The following is a 19,721-nucleotide window of genomic DNA, read 5'->3' on the forward strand; positions in this document are numbered from 1 at the left end:
AAAAGTAAAAATCGGAACCGCCGGGGCGGCCCTTAGCCGGGATCCGCCGGCGAAATACCCACGGTCAGCAAGGCATCGATGCTGGGCACGAAATAGATCGCCGACGACAGCGCCGTGGAAAAATCCAGCAGCCTGTCCGTCTTGGTGACGCCATCATAGCCTACACCGTACATTTGCCGCAGCATGCCCATGGTCACCGTGATGTCCTTGCAAAAACCGACAAACATGACACCCGCCTCGCTGGCATTGGCGTAATTGGCATTGCGGCGCACGATATCGACTTCCTCGCCATCGCGGATGAACTGATTGCGGCCCACGTGGGAATCGACGGGCAGCGGCGACAATTCATGGCTGCCTGCCTTGGTGCGGCCCCACACCTGCTCCGCCGCGTGCACGGGCAAGGCGCGCAGGCGTTCCACGTCCATGCGCCATTTCTGCAGCAGCACGGTCGAGCCGCCCGCACCCGCCTCGCCGTCCGGAATGATGGCCACGCCGTTGGCACGAAACGGATTCGGATTGGCGACGCCGTCTGCAAAGCCGTCGAAGGTCACGTTATTGTGATACGGAAAACACACCTGCTCGCTGGCCAGCTCTGCAAACGGACTCAGCAAAGTGAGCGTCGTGCGCATGCTGTCGTACAGGTTGGCCGCGTTCGACTGCGTGATCCAGACCCAGAAATCGTGCTGGGTGGCCGGCGCCGTCTTGCCGTTGGCGCCCACCAGGTCTTGCGCGAACGATGCCATGTTGTCCGGCACGCAGCCGGGGCAAGCGGCGCGCCACAGCTCGGGCTTGAATCCCAGTACCACGTTGGCCGTGCCACCCGTCAACTGATGGTGGCGGTTCAGGGTGGGGTCGAGGATGCCCGTGACTTCGGATTCCCACAGCTTGCCCAGCAGCTTGAACAACTGCCGCATATCGACGCCGGCCTTCACATTGAACTGCAAATGCACTTCGTCGCGCGCGACGACAGACAGCATGCTTTGTGGGATTGCCATCAAATGTTCCTTTTTTACTTTCTGTGTGGATATTAAACCAGAACTGCCGAACGACAGTTTCATTTCGACAACATGCGGTGGCCGCAGCCATACCGCCTCCATGAATTGGACGATAATGCAATGACGTAGAGCAAGAATCAAAGAATGGATACCAATGAAATTGTATGAAAAGCTCGTCAGCGAGATCGAGCAACTGGTGGCCAAGGGCGTGCTCTTGCCCGGCGAACGCATTCCCTCCGTGCGCCAGACCAGCCAGCAGCACAAGCTGAGCATCACCACGGTGCTGCGCGCCTACGTCAAGCTGGAAAGCATGGGCGTGATCGAAAGCCGGCCCCAGTCCGGCTACTTCGTGCGCCCGCGCGCCGGCGATGTGCAGACCGCCGACCTGTGCATGCAGGCCTCCCAGCCCAGTCCCGTTCCGGCGGAAGTGCACGTCAGCCGCCTGGTGCTGTCGACATTGCGCTCGATTGGCTTGCACGATGCCATCCCGCTGGGCTCGCCCTACCCCGACCCGTCGCTGTTTCCCTGGGAACGCATCAACCAGTATGCGGGTGCCGTGGCGCGCCGCAACCGCGTGTGGAACATGACGGACGACCTGCCGCCGGGCAACCCGCAGCTGATCCGCGAAATCGCCCGCCGCTACATGGAAAACGGTCTGGCCGTCGATCCCGATGAAATCATCGTCACCGTGGGCGCCACGGAAGCGATCAACCTGTGCCTGCAAGCCGTGGCCAAGCCGGGCGACACCATCGCCGTCGAGTCGCCCACCTTCTATGCCATGCTGATGGCCGTCGAACGGCTGGGCATGAAGGTGGTGGAAGTGTCCACCGATCCGTACGACGGCATCAGCATCGAAGCGCTGGCCGACATCATGGCCCGGCAGCCGATCGCCGCCGTCATGGTGATGCCGAACTTCCAGAATCCGCTGGGCTTCCAGATGTCCGACCAGCGCAAGCGCGCCCTGGTCCAGCTGCTGGAGCAGCACGACGTGCCCGCCATCGAAAACGGCGTCTACAACGAACTGTATTACGGCGACGCCCACCCGTCCTCGCTCAAGTCGTACGACCGCAAGGGCATGGTGCTGCACTGTTCCTCGTTTTCCAAGAGCCTCAGTTCCGCGCAGCGCGTGGGCTGGGCCCTGGCTGGGCGCTACCGGGGCAAGGTCGAGGAACTCAAATTCCTCAACACCCTGGCCACATCGTCGTTTCCGCAGCTGGCCATCGCCGAATACCTGCAAAACGATGGCTACGAACAGCATCTGCGCCGCACCCGCAAGGCCTATGCCCAGCAAGCGCGCATCATGGCTGCCGCCGTGCAGCGCTTCTTTCCTGCTGGCACGAAAATCTCGCACCCGCAGGGCGGCTACGTGCTGTGGGTGGAATTGCCCGGCGGCATAGACTCCATGCAGCTGTACCGGCGCGCGCTGGAATGCAAGATCACGGTGGGTCCGGGGCGCATGTTTTCCGTCAGCCAGGCCTACAAGCATTGCATCCGCCTCAACTACAGCTATCCGTGGAGTGTGGGCGTCGAGCAAGCCATTATCCTGCTCGGCAAACTGATCACCGAATTCCTGTAGATCACTCACCCGCCCACCAGCGACATGCGCACGGTGGGATACTGCTTGCGCCCGCCAAGCTGGGCCAGCGCACCGCGCACTTCCGAATAGCGGTCGCCACGCCGCTGCCAGTGCTGGCGCAGCAGAGTTTCCAGGCCTTGCGCCGAGTCCAGCTGGGGCCGCAGGTCGAGGCCGTCCTGGGCGAACAGGCAGGTAAACAGCTTGCCATCGGACGACACGCGCACCCTGCTGCAGTTGCCGCAGAACGGCTGGGACACGCTGGAAATGAAACCCACTTCGCCTCCGCCATCACGGTAACGGTAGCGGCTGGCCGTCTCGTGCAAGACAGGCTTGCCTTCGGCCAGCGGCACGAGGGGGAATTCGGCCGCGATCAGCGCGCGCGCCGCCTCGGACGTGACGACATGCGTGCGCGACCAAGCGCCGATGCCGCCCACGTCCATGAATTCGATCAGGCGCAGGATCACGCCCGTGTGGCGGAAGCGGCGCGCCAGCGGCACGATCTGGCTGTCGTTGACGCCTTTCTGCACGACCATGTTGACCTTCACGGGGTTCAATCCCACGGCTTGTGCCACCTCTATGCCGTGCAGCACTTTCTCGACGGGAAAGTCGACGCCATTCATGCACTGGAAAATACCGTTGTCCAGACTGTCGAGACTGACGGTGACCCGGTCCAGGCCTGCATCCTTCAACGAACGCGCCTTGGCCGCCAGCAAGCTGCCATTCGTCGTCAGCGCGATGCTCACGGCGCGCCCGTCCGGCGTTGTGAAGCGCGCCAGGCGCTCGATCAGCTGCTCCAGGTTCTTGCGCAGCAGCGGCTCGCCGCCCGTGATGCGGATTTTATTCACGCCGAGGCGCACGAAGGCGCGCGCCATCGTTTCGATCTGCGCGAAGGACAGGCGCTCGCTGGAGGGAAGAAACGGATAATCGCTCGGGTACAGCTCGGCCGGCATGCAATAGGTGCAGCGGAAATTGCACTGGTCGATGACGGAAATGCGCAAGTCCGTCAGGGGGCGGCCCAGCATGTCCACGCACGGCTCACTATGGTCTGGCTGCGGATACCTGATGGTGTTCATTGTGCTTCCCCTTGATGTGCGTTCGTCTGGAAGTAGCATAGGACGAAAGCAGGCACTCAAGGAGGTACAGTCCGGCGCCAGGCGATAGAGTACAGATTCGGCTTTACTCTCCTGGTGGCGCGAACATGCTGGCGCACAGCTCGGCGCCCGCCGTACTCAGCGAAGCGCTGCCGCCGCCACCCTCCGCCGTGGCAACGGTCACCAGTCCCGCGCTGGACAGCGCATTGAGCTGGCGCAGCAAAGTGCTCATCTGTACTCCTGCCCGCTTGGCCAGCTTGGCCAGCGACCACGGTTTTTCCGACGCCTCCTGCCGCGCTTGCCACAGCAGCGCCAGCAGGGCTATCAGTGCCGCGTCGACTCCCACTTCCTTGTCTTCCTTGTGCATGTTTTTCTCCTTGTCCACATCATAAATCACGGCCGGCGCCGGCGCGACCGGCATCGTCGTCTTGCCATCTGTACTCTGTTTTTTTAGCCGGAACTGTGCGCCTATGGGGCTGTCCGCCGCCCCTACCATGTGATTGTCCCATCGCATATCACCAGGAGAGTCATCATGAGCAAGCCAAAGTCCGACGCGCGCATCGCGCCCTACACCCATGCCGCGGCCGGTTGGGGTGCCCTCAAGTACGTGGCCATCAATCTGTTCAAGGAAAAAGTCAGCGCGGGCAATTACCGCTCGCTGTTCGAGCAAAACCAGCCCGATGGTTTCGACTGTCCCGGCTGCGCCTGGCCCGACCGCGAACACGCGTCGACGTTTGAATTCTGCGAAAACGGCGTCAAGGCCGTGGCCGCCGAATCGACGAGCAAGCGCGTGCGCCCCGAGTTTTTCCAGGAGCACACGGTCACCGAACTGATGGGGCAGTCAGACTATGATCTGGAGCAACATGGCCGTTTGACGGACCCCATGGTGTACGACGCCGCCAGCGACAAATACCAGGCCATTTCCTGGGACGACGCGTTCGCCCTCGTGGCGCACCACCTGCACGCGCTGGACGACCCGAACCAGGCCGCCTTCTACACATCGGGGCGCGCCAGCAACGAAGCGGCCTTCCTGTACCAGCTGTTCGTGCGCGCCTACGGCACCAACAATTTTCCTGATTGCTCCAACCTGTGCCACGAAGCGACGAGCCGTGGCTTGCCGGAAACGGTGGGCATCGGCAAGGGCACGGTGCTGCTCGACGACTTCGAGCATGCGGACACCCTGCTGCTGTTCGGCCAGAATCCGGCCACCAACCATCCGCGCATGCTGGGCGAACTGCGCGAAGCATCGCGCCGTGGCGCCACCATTGTTTCCATCAACCCATTGCACGAACGGGGCCTGGAGCGCTTCACGAGTCCGCAGCATCCGCTGGAAATGCTGACGGGCGGCAGCACGAACATCTGCTCGCTGTTCATCTGCCCGACCCTGGGTGGCGACTTCGCGCTGATCAAGGCCATGGCCAAGCGCGTCGTCGAGCTCGATGACGAGGCCATCGCCCACGGCCAGGAGCGCGTGCTCGACTGCGCCTTCATCGCCGAACACACGACGGGCCTCGACGCGTTCGCGGCCGACCTGCGCGCGGAAAGCTGGGATTTGCTGCTGGCCGAATCGGGCGTGGCGCGCGACAAGATCGAAGAGCTCACGCAGATCTATGTGAAAGGCAAGGCCGTCATCGCCACCTGGGGCATGGGCGTGACGCAGCACAAGAACTCGCTGGCCACCGTGCAAATCCTGTCGAACTTGATGATGATGCGCGGCAATATCGGCAAGCGCGGCGCGGGCCTGTGTCCCGTGCGCGGCCACTCGAACGTGCAGGGCGACCGCACCATGGGCATCGAGGAACAGCCGACCAAGGAATTCCTCGACCGCCTGGGCCTCGTCTTCAACTTCGAGCCGCCGCGCCACCACGGCTACGACGCCGTCGGCACCATCGCGGCCATGCTGGAAAAGAAAGTCAAAGTATTTGTGGCGCTCGGCGGCAACTTCTCGATGGCCACGCCGGACACGCCGCGCACGTGGGGCGCGCTGCGCTCGTGCGACCTGACCGTGCACATCGCCACCAAGCTCAACCGCAGCCACCTCGTGCATGGCAAGGATGCGCTGATCCTGCCCACCCTGGGCCGCACGGAGATCGACGTGCAGGAAGGCGTGGCGCAAGGCGTGACGGTGGAAGACTCGATGAGCATGGTGCACATCTCGTTCGGCATGAACCAGCCCGCCTCGCCCAATCTGCGTTCGGAAATCGCCATCGTGGCCGGCATGGCGCAAGCGACCGTGGGCAGCGAAAAGATCGACTGGCTGCGCTATGCCGGCAACTATGCGCTGCTGCGCGACTCCATCGAGCAAGTATTCGATGACTTTTTCGACTACAACTTGCGCATAGCCAAGCCGGGCGGTTTCCACCTGAAAATCGCCTCGCGCGAACGGGTATGGAAGACGGACAGCGGCAAGGCGCAATTCATCGTCAACGCCGTGGAACTGGACACGCCGATCCACCGTGCGCGCCAGCAATATGGCGAGCGCCTGATGGTGCTGATGACCACGCGTTCGCACGACCAGTACAACACGACGATCTACGCCATGGACGACCGCTACCGCGGCGTGTTCGGCCAGCGCCGCGTGGTCTTCATCAACAAGGACGACCTGGCCATGCTGGGCTTTGCGGCCGGCGACTGGGTCGACCTGATCGGCGTGTGGCATGACGGCATCGAACGCCGCGCCGACCGCTTCCTGCTGGTCGAGTACGACATCCCGCGCGGCTGCATCGGCGCCTACTACCCGGAAACCAATCCGCTGGTGCCGCTCGACAGCGTGGGCGAAGGTTCGCGCACGCCGACCTTCAAATCCATCCCCGTGCTGCTGTCGCCTTCGGCCGCCCTCAGCTGATCAGGAGAACGCCATGTTCGGTTTCGATACCCTGGACCTGTCGCGCGCGCAATTTGCGATGACGGCCATCTTCCACATCCTGTGGCCCATATTGACGATCAGCCTGTCGCTGTTCCTGTTCGTTGTCGAGGCGCTGTGGCTGCGCACCAGCGACCCCGTCTACTATCGCCACGCGCGCTTCTGGAGCAAGCTGCTGGTGCTGAACTTTGCCGTCGGCGTCGTCAGCGGCATTCCCCTGGAATTCCAGTTCGGCACCAACTGGGCGCCGTTCTCGCACCACTCGGGCCAGTTCATCGGCAACATCCTCGGCTTCGAGGGCGCCATGGCCTTTATGCTGGAAGCGGGCTTCATCGGCGTCATGATGTTCGGCTGGGGCCGCGTACCGAAAGGCGTGCACCTGTTTGCCACCGGCATGGTGGCGCTCGGCTCCAGCATTTCCTCGTTCTGGATCATGGTCGCCAATTCCTGGATGCAGACGCCGGCCGGCGTGCGCGTGGTCGACGGCAAGATCATCGTCACCGATTACGTGGCCGCCATCTTCAATCCCGACATGGCCTGGGCCGTGGGCCACATGTGGGTGGCCGCCGTGGAAACGGGCTTGTTCGTCATCGCCGGTATTTCCGCCTGGTATATGTTCAAGCGCCGCGAACCGGCCTTCTTCGCCCGCTCGTTCAAGCTGGCGCTGATGCTGCTGCTCATCATCGCGCCGTTGCAGGTCTGGCTCGGCGATTCGAGCGGCGTCGATGTTTTCAAGACCCAGCCCGCCAAGGGTGCGGCCATCGAAGGCCACTGGCACACGAACCGCGATGGTGAAGGCGCGGCCTGGTCCTTGCTGGCCTGGCCCAACCAGCTTGAACAAAAGAATGACTGGTCGATCGAAGTGCCCGGCATGCTCAGCGTGATCGCCACGCATAGCGCCACGGGCAAGATCACGGGCCTGGCCGACATCGCCCGCGAAGACCAGCCGCCCATGCTGCCGCTGCTGTACTACGCGTTTCGCGCCATGGCCGGCATCGGCATGTGGTTCGTGCTGCTGTCGTTCTGGACCTTCGTGGTCTGGCGCAAGGCGGGCGGACGGGTGGAAGAGTTCGTACGCAACCGAAAGCTGCTGCTGGCCTGGGTGCTGACAATACCGCTGCCCTACATCGCCGTCGAGTGCGGCTGGATCGTGCGCGAAGTGGGACGCCAGCCGTGGGTCGTGTACGGCCTGCTGCGCACGCGCGACGCCGTCTCCGACGTGGCGGCCCATGCCGTGGCCGGCAGCATGCTGATGTTCTTCGTGTTTTACATCGTGCTGTTCGTCACTTTCTTTGTGTTTGCCAAGAAATGGCTGCAACAAGGCCCGGACGTGGCACTGCCGCTGCCGGACGCTACTCATGCCGTGGGCTACTGAAATGCGCCGCTACCAATCAAGGAGTTTGTAATGGAGATGAATTCGCATGCCATGCTGGGCAATGCCTGGTTCGGCCTGATCGGCCTGATGCTGATCTTTTACGTCGTCACGGACGGTTTCGACCTGGGCGTGGGCATCCTCAGCCTGTTCACCCGCCGCGAACAGGAACGCAACCTGATCTTCCAGTCCATCGAGCACGTGTGGGACGCCAACGAAACCTGGCTGGTGGTGGTGGGCGGCGCCCTGTTCGGCGCCTTTCCCAGCGCTTACGCCACTTTGCTGGAACAGCTGTACATCCCCATCATGCTGCTGATCGCCAGCCTGATCATGCGCGGTGCCTCGATCGAGTTCCGCCATGCGGCCGGCAACAAGCGCCTGTGGGACCTGGTCTTTGGCGTGGGCAGCCTGCTGGCCGCCGTGGCGCAAGGCGTGGTGCTGGGCGAAATCATCACGGGTTTGCAGCCGGGCTGGCTGAGCGGCATCTTCACGGCGTGCACGGCGCTGGGCGTGGTGGCCGGCTATTGCCTGCTGGGCAGCACGTACCTGATCAAGAAGACGGGCGGCCAGCTGGAAGCGGCGGCGCGCCGCTACGCGACGGCCAGCGTGCTGGCGACTGTCGCAGCCGCCATCGTGCTGTCGGCCGGCACCATGGTCTTCAGCGCCATCGGCCACGACCGCTGGGCGCAGCCGGGCGTGTTCGGCGTGCTGCTGGCCCTGGCCGCCATCGCCGCCAGCGCTTTTATTTACATCCTGTGGGCCGTGCACGTGAACGGCGTGCGCGGCCCGTTCCGCGGCGCCATCGTGCTGTTCCTGGCCTCGTTCGCGGGCCTGGCCATCAGCTTTTTCCCCGACCTCGTACCGGGCAAGCTGAGCATCGCGGCGGCCGCCTCGGATGAGCCGACCCTGATCTTCATGCTCATCGGCATGGGTGCCATGCTGCCGATCATGATCGGCTACAACCTGTTCCAATACTACGTCTTCGAGGGCAAAGTCGTGCCCCGGAAACATTAACCGGCATCACGGCATGCGTCTTCCATCATGATTATCCGCCCCACCACCAACTGGTTTCGCATGCTGTTCGTATGGGATGGCTCGGTGCTGCAAGCCATCATCCCGCAATTGCTGCTGATGCTGGTCGTCAGTTCGCTGGCCTTGCTGACGGATGGCCGTATCTTCGGCGTCAAGATTCCGCTCGATACGGCGCCATTTCCCATGGTCGGCATCAGCCTGGCGATCTTTCTCGGCTTTCGCAACAACGCCAGCTATGCGCGCTTTGTCGAGGCGCGGCATATCTGGGGGCAATTGCTGATCGCCGCACGGGCCCTGGCTTCGCAGGCGATCACGTATCTGCCGCAGGAAACGAGCGGCCTGGACCGCGAGTTGCTGCTGCGCCGCCTGACCGCCTTCGTCTACGCGCTCAAGCACCAGCTGCGCCAGACAGATCCGCAGCAAGACCTGGCGCGCTACCTGCCGGCCGAGGAAGTGCAGCGCTTGCAAGGTATCCACTTCAAACCCGTCGCCGTGCTGCATGCGGTACGGGCCATGCTGTACGACGCCGTGCGGCGCCAGCCGGGCCAGACGCAGCTGCTGTGGATGCTCGACACGCAGCTCAACGACCTGGCCGCCACCGTGGCCGGCTGCGAGCGCATCAAGAACACGCCGATTCCATATCCGTATGGCGTGCTGGTGCACCGCACCGTCTACATGTACTGTTTTTTACTGCCGCTGGGCCTGGTGGACGCCATCGGCGTGGCCACGCCCCTCATTTCCGTCTTTGTTGCCTACACCCTGTTTGCGCTGGAAGCCATCGCGCAACAGATCGCCGAACCGTTCGGCCTGGCGCCCAACTGCCTGGCCCTGAACGCCATGACGCGGGAAACAGAACGCTCGCTGCTGGAATTGAACGGCGACCCGCTGCCGCCATCGATCCAGCCCTGCCCGCGCTATCAAATCAATTAACGGGAGAACAGCATGGACTTTGATACCACTACCACCGAACGCGACGGTTTCCTGGAAGTTCCCATGGTGCGCCACCAGGCCGGTGTGGCCACGGCGGGCCACGACATGGTGGCCGAGGAGTATCCCGTAGCCCTCGTCTACAACGGCATCGCCCACGCGGTGATGATGGCTACGCCGCGCGACCTCGAGGAATTCGCCGTCGGCTTTACCTTGACGGAGGGCATCGTCGGCAGCGTACGCGACATCTACGACCTCGACGTGTGCTGCGGCGAGGACAGCGCGGAAGTGCGGCTGACCATTGCCCAGCCGGATTTGATGCGGCTCAAGGGCCGCCGCCGCGCGATGTCCGGGCGCACCGGTTGCGGCGTGTGCGGCATCGAAAGCCTGGCCCTGCTGGACCTGGTGCCGGAAAAGATCACGCGTCCCCTACCGCCGCTGGTCGCCAGCAGCGCCATCCTCGGCCGCGCCGCGCGCGAACTGCTGCCCTACCAGGAGCTGATGCACAAGACGGGCGGCGTGCATGCCGCCGCCTGGTGCACGGCCGAGGGCGCCATCGTGAAAGTGTTCGAGGATGTGGGCCGGCATAACGGCCTGGATAAACTGATCGGCTACCTGGCCCTGCACCGCATCGCCATGCACGACGGCTTCGTCTTCCTGTCGAGCCGCGCCAGCTATGAACTGGTGCGCAAGTCGGCGCGCATGCATATCGGGCTCGTCGCCACCATCTCGGCGCCCACCTCGCTGGCCATCCGCATCGCGCGCCAGGCCGGCATGCAACTGGCCAGCTTTTGCCGCCGCGACGGTTTTGTCGATTACACGGCAGACGAGGTGCCACCGGTGGGCTGAACATTGGCAAGCCCGCACGGCTGCCGCATAATGCGGGCATGTTCAAACTGACTTTTCTCGGCACCTCTTCCGGCGTGCCCACGCGCTACCGCAACGTCACGTCGCTGGCCCTGCAAACCACGCACAACCGCGACTGGTGGATGATCGATTGCGGCGAAGCGACGCAGCACCGGCTGCAGCGCATCCCCCTGTCCGTGCACGACCTGGTCGGCATCTGCATCACCCACGTGCATGGCGACCACAGCTACGGTCTGCCGGGCCTGCTGGCCAGCGCCTCGATGACGGGACGCAAGAGGCCCCTGCTGCTGATCGCCCCGGCCGCCATCAAGGCCTGGATCGATGCCACCTTGCTGCACACGGAACTGTTTTTGACGTACCCGCTGATCCATATCGACGTGGACAGCGCGCAAGTCGTGCATGAAGCAGCGGGCTTGACCATCGAGCGCCACGCGCTGTCGCACCGGGCGCCAAGCGTTGGCTACCGTTTTGCGCTGGAAACAAGCAGGTGGAAGCTGGACAAGCCGGCCCTGCTGGCGGCCGGCGTACCGCCCGGTCCCGCCTGGGGACTCTTGCAGGCGGGCCAGGATGCGACACTCGACGATGGTACGGTACTAGCGGCCGGCGCTTTCCGCCAGACGGAAACGCAGCGCGCCACGGTGGTGATCGGCGGCGACAACGACACGCCGTCGTTGCTGACGGACGCCTGCGCCGGCGCGCAACTGCTCGTGCATGAAGCCACCTACACGGAAGCGATGCTGCAGAAAGTGGGTCCCGGCCCCACGCACAGTTCCGTGCAGCGCGTGGCGCAGTTCGCCGAAGCGGTGCGCTTGCCAAACCTGATCCTCACCCACTTCAGCGCCCGCTATCACCATGCGGAAGGCATGGCCGAGCTGGAAGCGGAGGCCCGGCTGCACTATTCAGGCAAGCTGTTCCTGGCGCGCGATTTCGACAGCTATGAACTCGATGCGGCCGGCGAGCTGATCAAACTGCCGTTAAAACCGGATTAACAACGCCTGACAAAACCGTAGCGAGCGGAAGGAAGTTGTGGTCGAGAAGCGCAACTGTACGAAGGTACAGTGAGCATCGCAGACCGCAAATTACGACGCGCAGTAGGTTTTGTCAGGTGTTATTTTAGTGGGGATTGACGCCATATTGGGCCGCATACTCGGCCGCCAGCGCCCGCGCCGCTTGCTGCTGTGAGGGCGTAAGGATTTCCAGCAACTGGTCGCGGTTCTTGATCGATTGCGTACTGCCCGCCTCGGCCGGCATGGCGATCCACGCGTACGCTTGCACATAATCAAGTTCCACGCCCTGCCCTTGCGCGTACAGCAAGCCGTATTCATTCTGCGCCGACAGGGAACCGGCTTCGGCCGCCTGCTTGTACCAGAACGCCGCCTCGGCATAGTCTTGCGGTACGCCATCGCCCTTGCGGTACGCCTGCGCCAGGTTGAATTGCGACTGGCCATCGCCCGCCTCGGCCGCCTGGCGTCCGTAAGCCAGCGATTGCGCCATGTCTTGCGCGACGCCATCACCGCTCGCATACATCAGGGCGAGGTTGGCCAGCGACGGCGGAAAACCCGCTTGCGCGGCGGCCGTGAACAATTCCACCGCTTTCGGCAAGTCTTGCGTCACGCCATGCCCCTGGTAATACAAGCTGGCCAGTAAATGCTGGCCGGCCGGGTCGCCAGTGCGCGCGGCCGCGTCGAATTGCCTGAACGCCTCGGCGTGGTTATCGTCGTTATAAGCGAGGATGCCCGCTTCATTCAAAGATTCGGGAGAGGATGTCATCAGAATTCCTTATTCGGGGATTTTTTGGCATTGTACACAGCACTGTTCCGCGCAGAATGCACGATAGGGAATGGTGTGGCGCGTTGCCCAAATCATGCGTTATGATCATTCTCCGCATGATGCAATCGTGGCATTGCGCCCCAATACCCGCCCAAGAATATCGCCATGAAACTGATTGCTCTGCTTTTATCCCTGATTTCCACCTCGGCTTATTGCGGCACCTTGCACCTGGACAAAGCCGCGACAGGCAAAGTACGGCAAGCCACGGATATCCGCTATGCGAATCACGATGAAAAACAGACCTACCAGCTGAAAATCGGCAAGCAGTGGATCAATGGCAGTTGCAGCAGCAGTGGCACGGGCAATTTGCACGCGCTGCTGCTGGACATGAATTTCGACGGCCAGGCCGACCTGTGGGTCACCGGCTACACGGATAGCCAGGGGCGCATCCGCTGTTCCGATGTGTGGCTGTGGGATTCGCCGGCGAAGCAATACCGTTTCAACAAACCACTATCAGCCATTCCGAATCTGGATATCAGCATGGCCGATCGAGCAATCCAAGGCGGCATCCCCAATTGCGGCTGCGCGGCACAATGTTTTTATGAAGACAGCTATAAGTGGCGGGCTGACAAATTAATCGCCACCGCCCGGCGCGAACAGGATTGCGAACGCTACCGTGAATATCGCTTGAATGAAAAAAACGACTTGATCATCGTCAAGGATGAAATCATCGATAGCGGTAATCCTGGCCAGCAAGCCATCGAAAAGAGAAATGTAGTTGACTGGCAGCGCCATGCGCACATCATGCGCAAATCCTGGGAGTGATATTTACCCCCAATCCGACACCATCGAACAACACATATGACGACACATCCAGCATCGATTACTTTTCATGCCGCCAAAGCCGAAGACACGCCGGCCTTCATCGAATTGCGCGGCAAGACGCGGCAAAATGCCATCCCAAAAGAACGTCTGGCGGAAGTCGGTATCACGGCCGATTCCTGGGCGGAAATGATGCGTTCGGGCAGCCTGCCTGGCCAGGTCTGCCATCACGACGGCCAACTGGTCGGCTACTGCTTTGGCGAGCGCGACACGGGCGAAATCATCGTCCTGGCCCTGCTGCCGGAATTCGAAGGCTTAGGCATCGGCAAGACCTTGCTGGAACTGGTAATGGCGGAACTGCGGGCCCAAGGCCATCAGCGGCTGTTCCTCGGCTGCTCCAGCGATCCCGCCTCGCGCTCCTACGGCTTTTACCGCTACCTGGGCTGGACGGCGACGGGCGAGACGGACAAGTATGGCGACGATGTGCTGGAGTTTCGCTTTACGGCCTAGGCGGTCAAGCGGTTGGCATCCCACACGCGCATCAACTGCGTGATGGCAACGTCAAACACGGCGTAGCCAACGCCATCGCGAGCCTGAATCGACACGCCCGATAAAAAGCTGTCGAAGACGGATGCCAGAGCCGCTGCATCCGTATCTGCGGGCAATTCGCCGCTGGCCATGCCCCGCTCCACGCAGTGCACAAAGCCAGCGCGCGTGCGGGCGCGCGACGCCGTCAGCGGTGCAGCCACGGCCGCATGCTCGGCCGTCGGCGCGCTCATGCAGCCGAGCGCCACCATGCAGCCGGGCGGATGTCCCGCATCGGACTGCATGCGGGCCGACTGGCGCAAGGCCTGCTCGATGGCCGCGCGCGGCGCCAGGCCATCGTCCCACAAGCATTCCGTCACGCGTGCAAACGTGTCCAGATAGCATTGCGCCGCTTCGCGGAACAGCGCTTCCTTCGAACCAAACGCCGCATAAAAGCTGGGCGCGGAAATGCCGCCGCCCAGGCTCGCCTTGAGCTGGCTCAAGGACGTCGATTCATATCCCTTCTGCCAGAATAAATACATGGCCTGTTCGACCGCTGCCTGCCGGTCGAACGTGCGCGGCCGTCCCATTTGCGCCATCGATCGCTCCCTTTCATATACTTACATACTACTCGATACAGAAGTCGTTGACAACGCGGTGCACCATCGCCTATATTTATACCGATCGATACATATGTACCGCCATAACGGTCGGGGGATTCCTGCGCCCGATCACTTGACAAGGATGTTTGCCGTGAATCACGCTACGCTCACCACCGGAACCAGCCCTGCGCTGGCCGACCGCCTCCCCGTCGCCGGGCTGCTGGCCCTGGCCATGACGGGTTTTATCTGCATCGTCACGGAAACCTTGCCTGCCGGCTTGCTGCCGCAAATCAGCGCGGGCCTCAACATCAGTGCCGCGCTGGCCGGGCAAATGGTCACAGCCTACGCGCTCGGCTCCCTGCTGGCGGCCATTCCGCTCACCATCGCCACGCGCGGCTGGCGCCGTCGCAACGTGCTGCTGCTGACCATCGTCGGCTTTCTCGTGTTCAATACCGTCACGGCCCTGTCGTCCCACTACTGGCTGACCCTGGCGGCCCGCTTCTTTGCCGGCATGGCGGCCGGGCTGGCGTGGAGCTTGCTCGCCGGCTATGCGCGGCGCATGGTGGCGCCGCACCAGCAAGGCCGCGCCTTGGCGCTGGCCATGGTGGGCGCGCCCGTCGCCCTGTCCCTGGGCGTGCCGCTGGGCACCTTGCTCGGTTCGCTCGTCGGCTGGCGCGCCGCGTTCTGGATCATTTCCGCCCTGACATTAATCCTGATTGCCTGGGTACTGGCGAAGGTGCCCGACTACCCGGGCCAGTCCGTCCATGAACGCCTGCCCCTGCGCCGCGTCTTCACGACGCCGGGCGTGCGCCCCGTGCTGGCCGTCGTCATCGCCTGGATGCTGGCGCACAATATTCTCTACACCTACATCGCCCCGTTCGTCGCGCCGGCAGGATTGGCAGAGCGAGTCGACCTGGTCCTGCTCGTCTTCGGCGCCGCCGCCATGGCCGGCATCTGGATCACGGGCAAGCTGGTCGAACGCCACCTGCGCGCCACCGTGCTGGCCAGCCTGGCCGTGTTCGCCACGACGGCCCTCGTGCTGGGCTTCGCGTCGCACATCCCCACGGTGATCTACGTGGGCATGGCCGTCTGGGGCTTGTCCTTTGGCGGCGCGGCAACGCTTTTACAAACGGCGCTGGCGGACACGGCCGGCAGCGGTGCCGACGTGGCCTTGTCGATGAATGTGGTGGCGTGGAATGGAGCGATTGCGGCCGCGGGCGTGGCGGGCGGCGCCCTGCTGGAAACCTGGGGCGCGGGCGCTTTCCCGTGGGCGATGGTGAGCTTGCTAGTGCTGGCCTTCCTTGTCGCCTGGTCGGCCCGCGAACACGGTTTCCGGCAGGGACGACGCAGCGGCGGCGCGCCCGTGACCGGCCATTAAAAAGACGCGCTAATCAGCCGCCGGTACGCTCAGAATGCGGGGCACGTGGCCCGTATGTGCAAGGAAACGGACCAAAGTGGCATGCGACAACGCCACCGTGGCCGTGTTGCGCAGCGGGTGGGCTTGCACTGAATCAGCGTCCCACACGGCTTGGTCCAGCACCAGTTCCACCGCCTGCGCGCTGTCGTGGATCAGCGCAAACAGACTGACGGACCCAGGCGTGATGCCCAGGTGCTGCAGCAGGCGTTCGGGCGAAGCCATGCTCAGCTTGCTGGCGGGCAGCAAGCGACCCAGCGCCGCCAGGTCGATGCGCTTGTCGAAAGGCACGATGACGAGAAAATGCCGGCGCCCTTTCTCGTCGCGCACGAACAGGTTCTTCACCATCAAGCCAGGCATGGCTGGCACATGGATGAGCGCTTCGGCGATCGTGTGCACGGCCGGATGCTCGATGAATGGGCAATCGCCGGCATGGCTTTCAAGCCAGCGGGACAGGGTTTCTTGCATGGGTATTTCCTCGGCGCGGATGCGATGAGGAATTGTAGCGGGTCAATGCGTGCTGGGGGTTGCCATCACGGCTTATTCTCTTGCTCTTTGTCGGCCTTGTCGGCAGCCGCCAGCCCCCAGTCATTCCAGCCTTCCCCAAACAGTTCGATCGGGTGCTGCGTGCGCTCGGAACCATTGCCACAACGCATGGCGTCCGGCGGGCAATACTTGTCGCAGCCCCAGCAGATGCGTTCGGGGTTCTTGGGGTTTAATGGAAAGGGCTTGGCCATGGGAGGCGATCGTGGTCGGTTGAGGGTTCCTTGTTGACTCTAGACCTGGCGCGAGGGGCGGTCAAACGAATTCCAGTGAGGAATTTGTCCGAGGTCAATTCTATGCAGATGGCTCGTGTGGCTGAAAGACACAATACCCTTCCAACACGATACGCGCCACATTGACACTACCGTCGGCGGCCGGCTGCTCCTTGAGTTCGTCCAGCGCATACACCATCGTCACCATGGCGCCAGGCACGAACAGCTTGGTGTCCTGCTTGCGGTGCGTGTAGATGCTCTCGTCGAATGTCGAGCCATCCGCCAGGCGCAAGGTAAAACTGTTGACTTGATCGCCACGCCGGCTATCCTGGCCCGCGAAATACGTGCGCTCGATCCTGCCCGTCACCGTTTGCGTCTGGATGCGCCCGGCTTTGATGCTTTCCCACCACTCGTCCGAAGCGAACAGGCCTTGGCTGCCTTTCAGGCCCATGCGGGGCCTGGAACTGTCGAGAGTGAGGGATCGGGTCTTGGCGATGCGGGCCGGGTCTTGTGCCAGGGCTTCGGCGAGGGTGTAGACGGGTTTCATCAGGGCGCAGGAATGACTTGAAGCGCTCACTCAATGTTCGCGCCGAATGACGTAAGCATTGCCGGCAGGCTCAAAACCAAGTGTCGGATAGTAGGACATGGCATCGGGGGCGGACAGCAATATCAAGGACACTTCCTCGCCGATGATGGCCTGGGTGCGTTTGACAAGTTCTTTGCCGATACCGAGGCCCTGGTACTGCTTGTCTACGGCCAGGTCCGAGAGATAGCAGCAATACGCATGGTCGGTCAGCGAACGGGCCAGCCCCACAAGCTCGCCATCCACCCATGCCGACAGCACCAGGCAAGGCGCGGCAAACATGCGCGCGATTCGCGGAAGGTTGCTGGTGGGCCGCTTGATGCCGGATTGCTCGAACACACGAACAACGTCCAGCGGATCAAGGGGAAAGTTATGACGATATTCGATAGTGGTGTTTTTCATTGGTTCACGGGGGTAAGAAGATTGCGCATGGGAGACCTTTGCCATGGGGATAGTATCACCAGCGATGATTGAGGCATATGGACGCTACGGCATTAGTGAACAGCCTGGGGGCCCTCTTGGCCTTGCGCCGATGCTTGGCCGCCTGTACTGCGGGCGGAGGCGGCACCGCATCGCCGGGATGTCCATTCAGTTATTAGGGCGCCTCCAATCTGTTAAAATAGTTGAAAATTTTAATGATCAAATCATGAATAATCTGAACTTTTCAAATACAAAGAATGTGCTGAGCAAATGAAAGCCATTATATTCTGCACCAGCTTTATAAAAGATGCCCCATCATGGGAAAGTCGGTATCAGCGGTGGCTCGATTATTACAAAGATGTTCCTATCAATGCAGTAAAGAAGATAATGATCGATGACGGATCGCCATTTCTTCCACCTGCCGAAATCATCAATACAGTTTCCCATAGCGCTCCGCTGGCGTCGAATGGCGATAAAAAACTCATCATTCGCTTCGATAACAATCTGGGACGACAAAGCGGGGCCGACTACCCTGGCTGGTGGCGCAGCTTTCTCCACTCGGTCAAGGTGGCAAATGAATTAGGCGTGGATAAGATCATCCATATCGAGTCGGACGCCTATATCATGACGCCGCGCCTGGTGAATTTCATCAATGAAATCGAATCAGGCTGGAACGTCCTGTGGTCCCCGCGCTATCGCTTTCCGGAAACTGCCATTCAAGTTATCTGCAGAGATCAATTTGAAATTTTTGAGAAATTCAAGGAAAACCATCCCGATTATTCATTCCCGGATATTGCGGAAAGGTTGCTTCCTTTCACCACTGTGCACAAGCAGTTCAAAGGCGACCGCTACAGCGATTTCACGAAAAACAGATGGATATTCCGCTCGAAAAAATTCAACAAAATCCCCATTTTTAAACATGTGTTTTTCTGGGAAACCATACCGCCGGATGCGGACTTTGTTACGCAGGGTATTGGCCGTCAGGAGTTTGTTTATAGACGCGGTGAAGTGGCTTGATTTTGTGAGGGTGGGTGGGCGGAGTCGCCGAATTGCCCGTGCCAGGTTGATCGTCCCTGCCAGAGTGAGGCTCTGCCAGGGACGAGACCAAGCACCTTGCGGGGCAGCACTACTCCGCCGTAGTCGGATCAATGACCGAAATAACCTCCGACACGCGGTTCGCAGGGAAGCCGCCTAGCTGGGCATGTTCGCGAACCAGCTCTTCATTTGCAGCGATGTAAACACAGTAGATTTTATCGCCGGTCACATAACTTTGGAGCCATTGAATTTGTGGTCCCATCTTGTTTAGTACACCGCATGACTTCTGCGAAATGGCTTGAAGCTCTTGCTCTGATAACTTTCCAGCCCCGGGAATATCACGCTCAATAACATACTTTGGCATAGCGCTCTCCTTATGAGGTTTCCGGGCGAGTACAGCACTCGCCGGTGCCATACGTCACACATGCCGTGACGTCTATTCGTTATACACCACGCTGGCTGGTTAGTGTTATTTGAATTGCCACAAAATGCCGATACGCGTCCATGCGGCGCGCGGGGCTAGCCACTAGCCGCATCGGGGAATGGCTGCCGCATCACTCGATATCGGCCGCCTATTCTTTGCCATCATGGGAGGGTCATGTCCAAACCGACCATCCTGACAACGACGAAGGTGACGAGTCCCAGGCCCATGAGCAATAGCACGAAACCTGCGACCACCTTCCCACTCGCGCGCAGCACAGCGCGATTCTGCTTCGCCTTGTCCTTATCCTTCTTCCCTTGATCGTAATGCCACTTGATGGCGAAGAACATGCCCGTGCCGAGCACGAGAGCCTTAAAGGTAACGAAAACTATAGGGGTCCAATCCAGCATTTTAAGTATTTCCAGTCTATTACTTGACACTATCTATCGTGAGGAGCACTGCCTCAAAACGCTGCTTCAGCAGCTTCTGCTCCAACCATCCCCCAGGCATCCTGTTTGACTCTTTCATTATAGCCAGCTATGAAATAACCATGGCATCAAGCGCAGCGACGTGCCGAATGCAGATGAGAGAGGAGAAACGTCAGCGACTGCCATGCAAGATTGGTGTTGCTGCACGTTATGATGCATACTA

22 protein-coding genes are annotated in these 19,721 nt (G+C 61.4%); 11 read left to right on the forward strand and 11 right to left on the reverse strand.

What is annotated here, in order from left to right:
* Positions 1–32 precede the first annotated feature (32 nt).
* Entirely contained in the window at positions 33–995 is a 963-nt protein-coding gene (locus KO538_RS22200) for a Dyp-type peroxidase (RefSeq protein ID WP_219329662.1), read from the reverse strand.
* Between the two features lie 154 nt (positions 996–1,149).
* Between KO538_RS22200 and KO538_RS22205 the strand changes: the two genes are divergently transcribed.
* Positions 1,150–2,571: a PLP-dependent aminotransferase family protein gene (locus KO538_RS22205; protein WP_070304125.1), complete on the forward strand. Its 1,422-nt coding sequence runs from the start codon at positions 1,150–1,152 to the stop codon at positions 2,569–2,571.
* 5 nt (positions 2,572–2,576) lie between these two features.
* On the opposite strand, the gene moaA is transcribed toward KO538_RS22205, so the two are convergent.
* Both moaA and KO538_RS22215 read right to left on the reverse strand, forming a co-directional pair.
* A complete protein-coding gene (moaA, locus tag KO538_RS22210; protein WP_257620500.1) occupies positions 2,577–3,644 on the reverse strand; it encodes a GTP 3',8-cyclase MoaA in 1,068 nt (355 codons plus the stop codon).
* Between the two features lie 103 nt (positions 3,645–3,747).
* On the reverse strand, positions 3,748–4,029 hold the full coding sequence (locus KO538_RS22215; protein ID WP_070304164.1) for a helix-turn-helix domain-containing protein: 282 nt from the start codon (positions 4,027–4,029) through the stop codon (positions 3,748–3,750).
* Between the two features lie 165 nt (positions 4,030–4,194).
* Between KO538_RS22215 and KO538_RS22220 the strand changes: the two genes are divergently transcribed.
* Genes KO538_RS22220 through KO538_RS22245 form a run of 6 tightly spaced genes read left to right on the forward strand, consistent with a single transcriptional unit; the run spans position 4,195 to position 11,712 of the window.
* Positions 4,195–6,507 (forward strand): FdhF/YdeP family oxidoreductase, encoded by a 2,313-nt coding sequence (locus KO538_RS22220; protein WP_070304127.1) that lies wholly within the window; start codon positions 4,195–4,197, stop codon positions 6,505–6,507.
* 13 nt (positions 6,508–6,520) lie between these two features.
* Positions 6,521–7,900: a cytochrome ubiquinol oxidase subunit I gene (locus tag KO538_RS22225; RefSeq protein ID WP_219329664.1), complete on the forward strand. Its 1,380-nt coding sequence runs from the start codon at positions 6,521–6,523 to the stop codon at positions 7,898–7,900.
* Between the two features lie 30 nt (positions 7,901–7,930).
* Entirely contained in the window at positions 7,931–8,911 is a 981-nt protein-coding gene (locus KO538_RS22230; protein ID WP_034759042.1) for a cytochrome d ubiquinol oxidase subunit II, read from the forward strand.
* Between the two features lie 27 nt (positions 8,912–8,938).
* Positions 8,939–9,859, forward strand: a complete 921-nt coding sequence (locus tag KO538_RS22235) for a bestrophin family protein (protein ID WP_034759046.1) — start codon at positions 8,939–8,941, stop codon at positions 9,857–9,859.
* Positions 9,860–9,871: 12 nt separating this feature from the next.
* Positions 9,872–10,705, forward strand: a complete 834-nt coding sequence (fdhD, locus tag KO538_RS22240; RefSeq protein WP_034759049.1) for a formate dehydrogenase accessory sulfurtransferase FdhD — start codon at positions 9,872–9,874, stop codon at positions 10,703–10,705.
* A gap of 38 nt (positions 10,706–10,743) precedes the next feature.
* Positions 10,744–11,712 (forward strand): ribonuclease Z, encoded by a 969-nt coding sequence (locus KO538_RS22245; RefSeq protein WP_219329665.1) that lies wholly within the window; start codon positions 10,744–10,746, stop codon positions 11,710–11,712.
* A 124-nt stretch (positions 11,713–11,836) separates the two neighbouring features.
* On the opposite strand, the gene KO538_RS22250 is transcribed toward KO538_RS22245, so the two are convergent.
* Positions 11,837–12,493 (reverse strand): tetratricopeptide repeat protein, encoded by a 657-nt coding sequence (locus tag KO538_RS22250; protein WP_070304131.1) that lies wholly within the window; start codon positions 12,491–12,493, stop codon positions 11,837–11,839.
* A gap of 165 nt (positions 12,494–12,658) precedes the next feature.
* On the opposite strand from KO538_RS22250, the gene KO538_RS22255 reads away from it, so the two are divergent.
* Positions 12,659–13,318 carry a hypothetical protein gene (locus KO538_RS22255; protein ID WP_219329666.1) on the forward strand — a complete coding sequence of 220 codons (660 nt, stop codon included), beginning with the start codon at positions 12,659–12,661 and terminating at the stop codon, positions 13,316–13,318.
* Between the two features lie 36 nt (positions 13,319–13,354).
* The gene (locus KO538_RS22260; RefSeq protein WP_219329667.1) at positions 13,355–13,825 is read left to right on the forward strand and encodes a GNAT family N-acetyltransferase; all 471 of its coding nucleotides are present in this window, start codon (positions 13,355–13,357) and stop codon (positions 13,823–13,825) included.
* Here the strand turns inward: KO538_RS22260 and KO538_RS22265 are convergent.
* A complete protein-coding gene (locus KO538_RS22265) occupies positions 13,822–14,439 on the reverse strand; it encodes a TetR/AcrR family transcriptional regulator (RefSeq protein ID WP_219329668.1) in 618 nt (205 codons plus the stop codon). The two genes, KO538_RS22260 and KO538_RS22265, sit on opposite strands and share 4 nt — an antisense overlap.
* Positions 14,440–14,584: 145 nt before the next feature.
* Here KO538_RS22265 and KO538_RS22270 point away from each other — a divergent pair, with 145 nt between their 5' ends.
* On the forward strand, positions 14,585–15,820 hold the full coding sequence (locus KO538_RS22270) for an MFS transporter (protein WP_374106876.1): 1,236 nt from the start codon (positions 14,585–14,587) through the stop codon (positions 15,818–15,820).
* A gap of 9 nt (positions 15,821–15,829) precedes the next feature.
* Here KO538_RS22270 and KO538_RS22275 read toward each other — a convergent pair whose 3' ends face one another.
* The 4 genes from KO538_RS22275 to KO538_RS22290 all read right to left on the reverse strand — a co-directional run bounded on the left by KO538_RS22275 (position 15,830) and on the right by KO538_RS22290 (position 17,641).
* Positions 15,830–16,324, reverse strand: a complete 495-nt coding sequence (locus KO538_RS22275) for a prolyl-tRNA synthetase associated domain-containing protein (RefSeq protein WP_219329669.1) — start codon at positions 16,322–16,324, stop codon at positions 15,830–15,832.
* Between the two features lie 65 nt (positions 16,325–16,389).
* The gene (locus KO538_RS22280) at positions 16,390–16,593 is read right to left on the reverse strand and encodes a DUF3079 domain-containing protein (protein WP_034759072.1); all 204 of its coding nucleotides are present in this window, start codon (positions 16,591–16,593) and stop codon (positions 16,390–16,392) included.
* Positions 16,594–16,693: 100 nt separating this feature from the next.
* Positions 16,694–17,188, reverse strand: a complete 495-nt coding sequence (locus tag KO538_RS22285) for a hypothetical protein (RefSeq protein ID WP_200873074.1) — start codon at positions 17,186–17,188, stop codon at positions 16,694–16,696.
* Positions 17,189–17,641: a GNAT family N-acetyltransferase gene (locus KO538_RS22290; protein WP_257620501.1), complete on the reverse strand. Its 453-nt coding sequence runs from the start codon at positions 17,639–17,641 to the stop codon at positions 17,189–17,191.
* Between the two features lie 243 nt (positions 17,642–17,884).
* On the opposite strand from KO538_RS22290, the gene KO538_RS22295 reads away from it, so the two are divergent.
* Complete coding sequence (locus tag KO538_RS22295; protein ID WP_219329670.1) at positions 17,885–18,631, forward strand: hypothetical protein; 747 nt, start codon at positions 17,885–17,887, stop codon at positions 18,629–18,631.
* A gap of 109 nt (positions 18,632–18,740) precedes the next feature.
* Here KO538_RS22295 and KO538_RS22300 read toward each other — a convergent pair whose 3' ends face one another.
* Together KO538_RS22300 and KO538_RS22305 are read right to left on the reverse strand one after the other, a co-directional pair.
* Positions 18,741–19,013, reverse strand: coding sequence for a DUF4242 domain-containing protein (locus tag KO538_RS22300; protein WP_034759082.1), 273 nt, complete (start codon positions 19,011–19,013; stop codon positions 18,741–18,743).
* Positions 19,014–19,234: 221 nt separating this feature from the next.
* Positions 19,235–19,480 (reverse strand): hypothetical protein, encoded by a 246-nt coding sequence (locus KO538_RS22305; protein ID WP_034759085.1) that lies wholly within the window; start codon positions 19,478–19,480, stop codon positions 19,235–19,237.
* Between the last annotated feature and the right edge of the window lie 241 nt (positions 19,481–19,721).

It is taken from the genome of Janthinobacterium sp. NKUCC08_JDC, from assembly GCF_019345575.1.
GTDB lineage: Bacteria > Pseudomonadota > Gammaproteobacteria > Burkholderiales > Burkholderiaceae_D > Janthinobacterium > Janthinobacterium aestuarii.

What these genes read in the sequence shown, in the direction of transcription:
- KO538_RS22295 (WP_219329670.1), top strand. Translation starts at nt 17,885, where the DNA reads ATGAAAGCCATTATATTCTGCACCAGCTTTATAAAAGATGCCCCATCA.
- KO538_RS22250 (WP_070304131.1), bottom strand. Translation starts at nt 12,493, where the DNA reads ATGACATCCTCTCCCGAATCTTTGAATGAAGCGGGCATCCTCGCTTAT.
- KO538_RS22230 (WP_034759042.1), top strand. Translation starts at nt 7,931, where the DNA reads ATGGAGATGAATTCGCATGCCATGCTGGGCAATGCCTGGTTCGGCCTG.
- KO538_RS22280 (WP_034759072.1), bottom strand. Translation starts at nt 16,593, where the DNA reads ATGGCCAAGCCCTTTCCATTAAACCCCAAGAACCCCGAACGCATCTGC.
- KO538_RS22265 (WP_219329668.1), bottom strand. Translation starts at nt 14,439, where the DNA reads ATGGCGCAAATGGGACGGCCGCGCACGTTCGACCGGCAGGCAGCGGTC.
- KO538_RS22290 (WP_257620501.1), bottom strand. Translation starts at nt 17,641, where the DNA reads ATGGCAAAGGTCTCCCATGCGCAATCTTCTTACCCCCGTGAACCAATG.
- KO538_RS22300 (WP_034759082.1), bottom strand. Translation starts at nt 19,013, where the DNA reads ATGCCAAAGTATGTTATTGAGCGTGATATTCCCGGGGCTGGAAAGTTA.
- KO538_RS22215 (WP_070304164.1), bottom strand. Translation starts at nt 4,029, where the DNA reads ATGCACAAGGAAGACAAGGAAGTGGGAGTCGACGCGGCACTGATAGCC.
- KO538_RS22245 (WP_219329665.1), top strand. Translation starts at nt 10,744, where the DNA reads ATGTTCAAACTGACTTTTCTCGGCACCTCTTCCGGCGTGCCCACGCGC.
- KO538_RS22270 (WP_374106876.1), top strand. Translation starts at nt 14,585, where the DNA reads ATGTTTGCCGTGAATCACGCTACGCTCACCACCGGAACCAGCCCTGCG.
- fdhD (WP_034759049.1), top strand. Translation starts at nt 9,872, where the DNA reads ATGGACTTTGATACCACTACCACCGAACGCGACGGTTTCCTGGAAGTT.
- KO538_RS22225 (WP_219329664.1), top strand. Translation starts at nt 6,521, where the DNA reads ATGTTCGGTTTCGATACCCTGGACCTGTCGCGCGCGCAATTTGCGATG.
- KO538_RS22235 (WP_034759046.1), top strand. Translation starts at nt 8,939, where the DNA reads ATGATTATCCGCCCCACCACCAACTGGTTTCGCATGCTGTTCGTATGG.
- KO538_RS22220 (WP_070304127.1), top strand. Translation starts at nt 4,195, where the DNA reads ATGAGCAAGCCAAAGTCCGACGCGCGCATCGCGCCCTACACCCATGCC.
- KO538_RS22260 (WP_219329667.1), top strand. Translation starts at nt 13,355, where the DNA reads ATGACGACACATCCAGCATCGATTACTTTTCATGCCGCCAAAGCCGAA.
- KO538_RS22275 (WP_219329669.1), bottom strand. Translation starts at nt 16,324, where the DNA reads ATGCAAGAAACCCTGTCCCGCTGGCTTGAAAGCCATGCCGGCGATTGC.
- KO538_RS22255 (WP_219329666.1), top strand. Translation starts at nt 12,659, where the DNA reads ATGAAACTGATTGCTCTGCTTTTATCCCTGATTTCCACCTCGGCTTAT.
- KO538_RS22305 (WP_034759085.1), bottom strand. Translation starts at nt 19,480, where the DNA reads ATGCTGGATTGGACCCCTATAGTTTTCGTTACCTTTAAGGCTCTCGTG.
- KO538_RS22205 (WP_070304125.1), top strand. Translation starts at nt 1,150, where the DNA reads ATGAAATTGTATGAAAAGCTCGTCAGCGAGATCGAGCAACTGGTGGCC.
- KO538_RS22200 (WP_219329662.1), bottom strand. Translation starts at nt 995, where the DNA reads ATGGCAATCCCACAAAGCATGCTGTCTGTCGTCGCGCGCGACGAAGTG.
- moaA (WP_257620500.1), bottom strand. Translation starts at nt 3,644, where the DNA reads ATGAACACCATCAGGTATCCGCAGCCAGACCATAGTGAGCCGTGCGTG.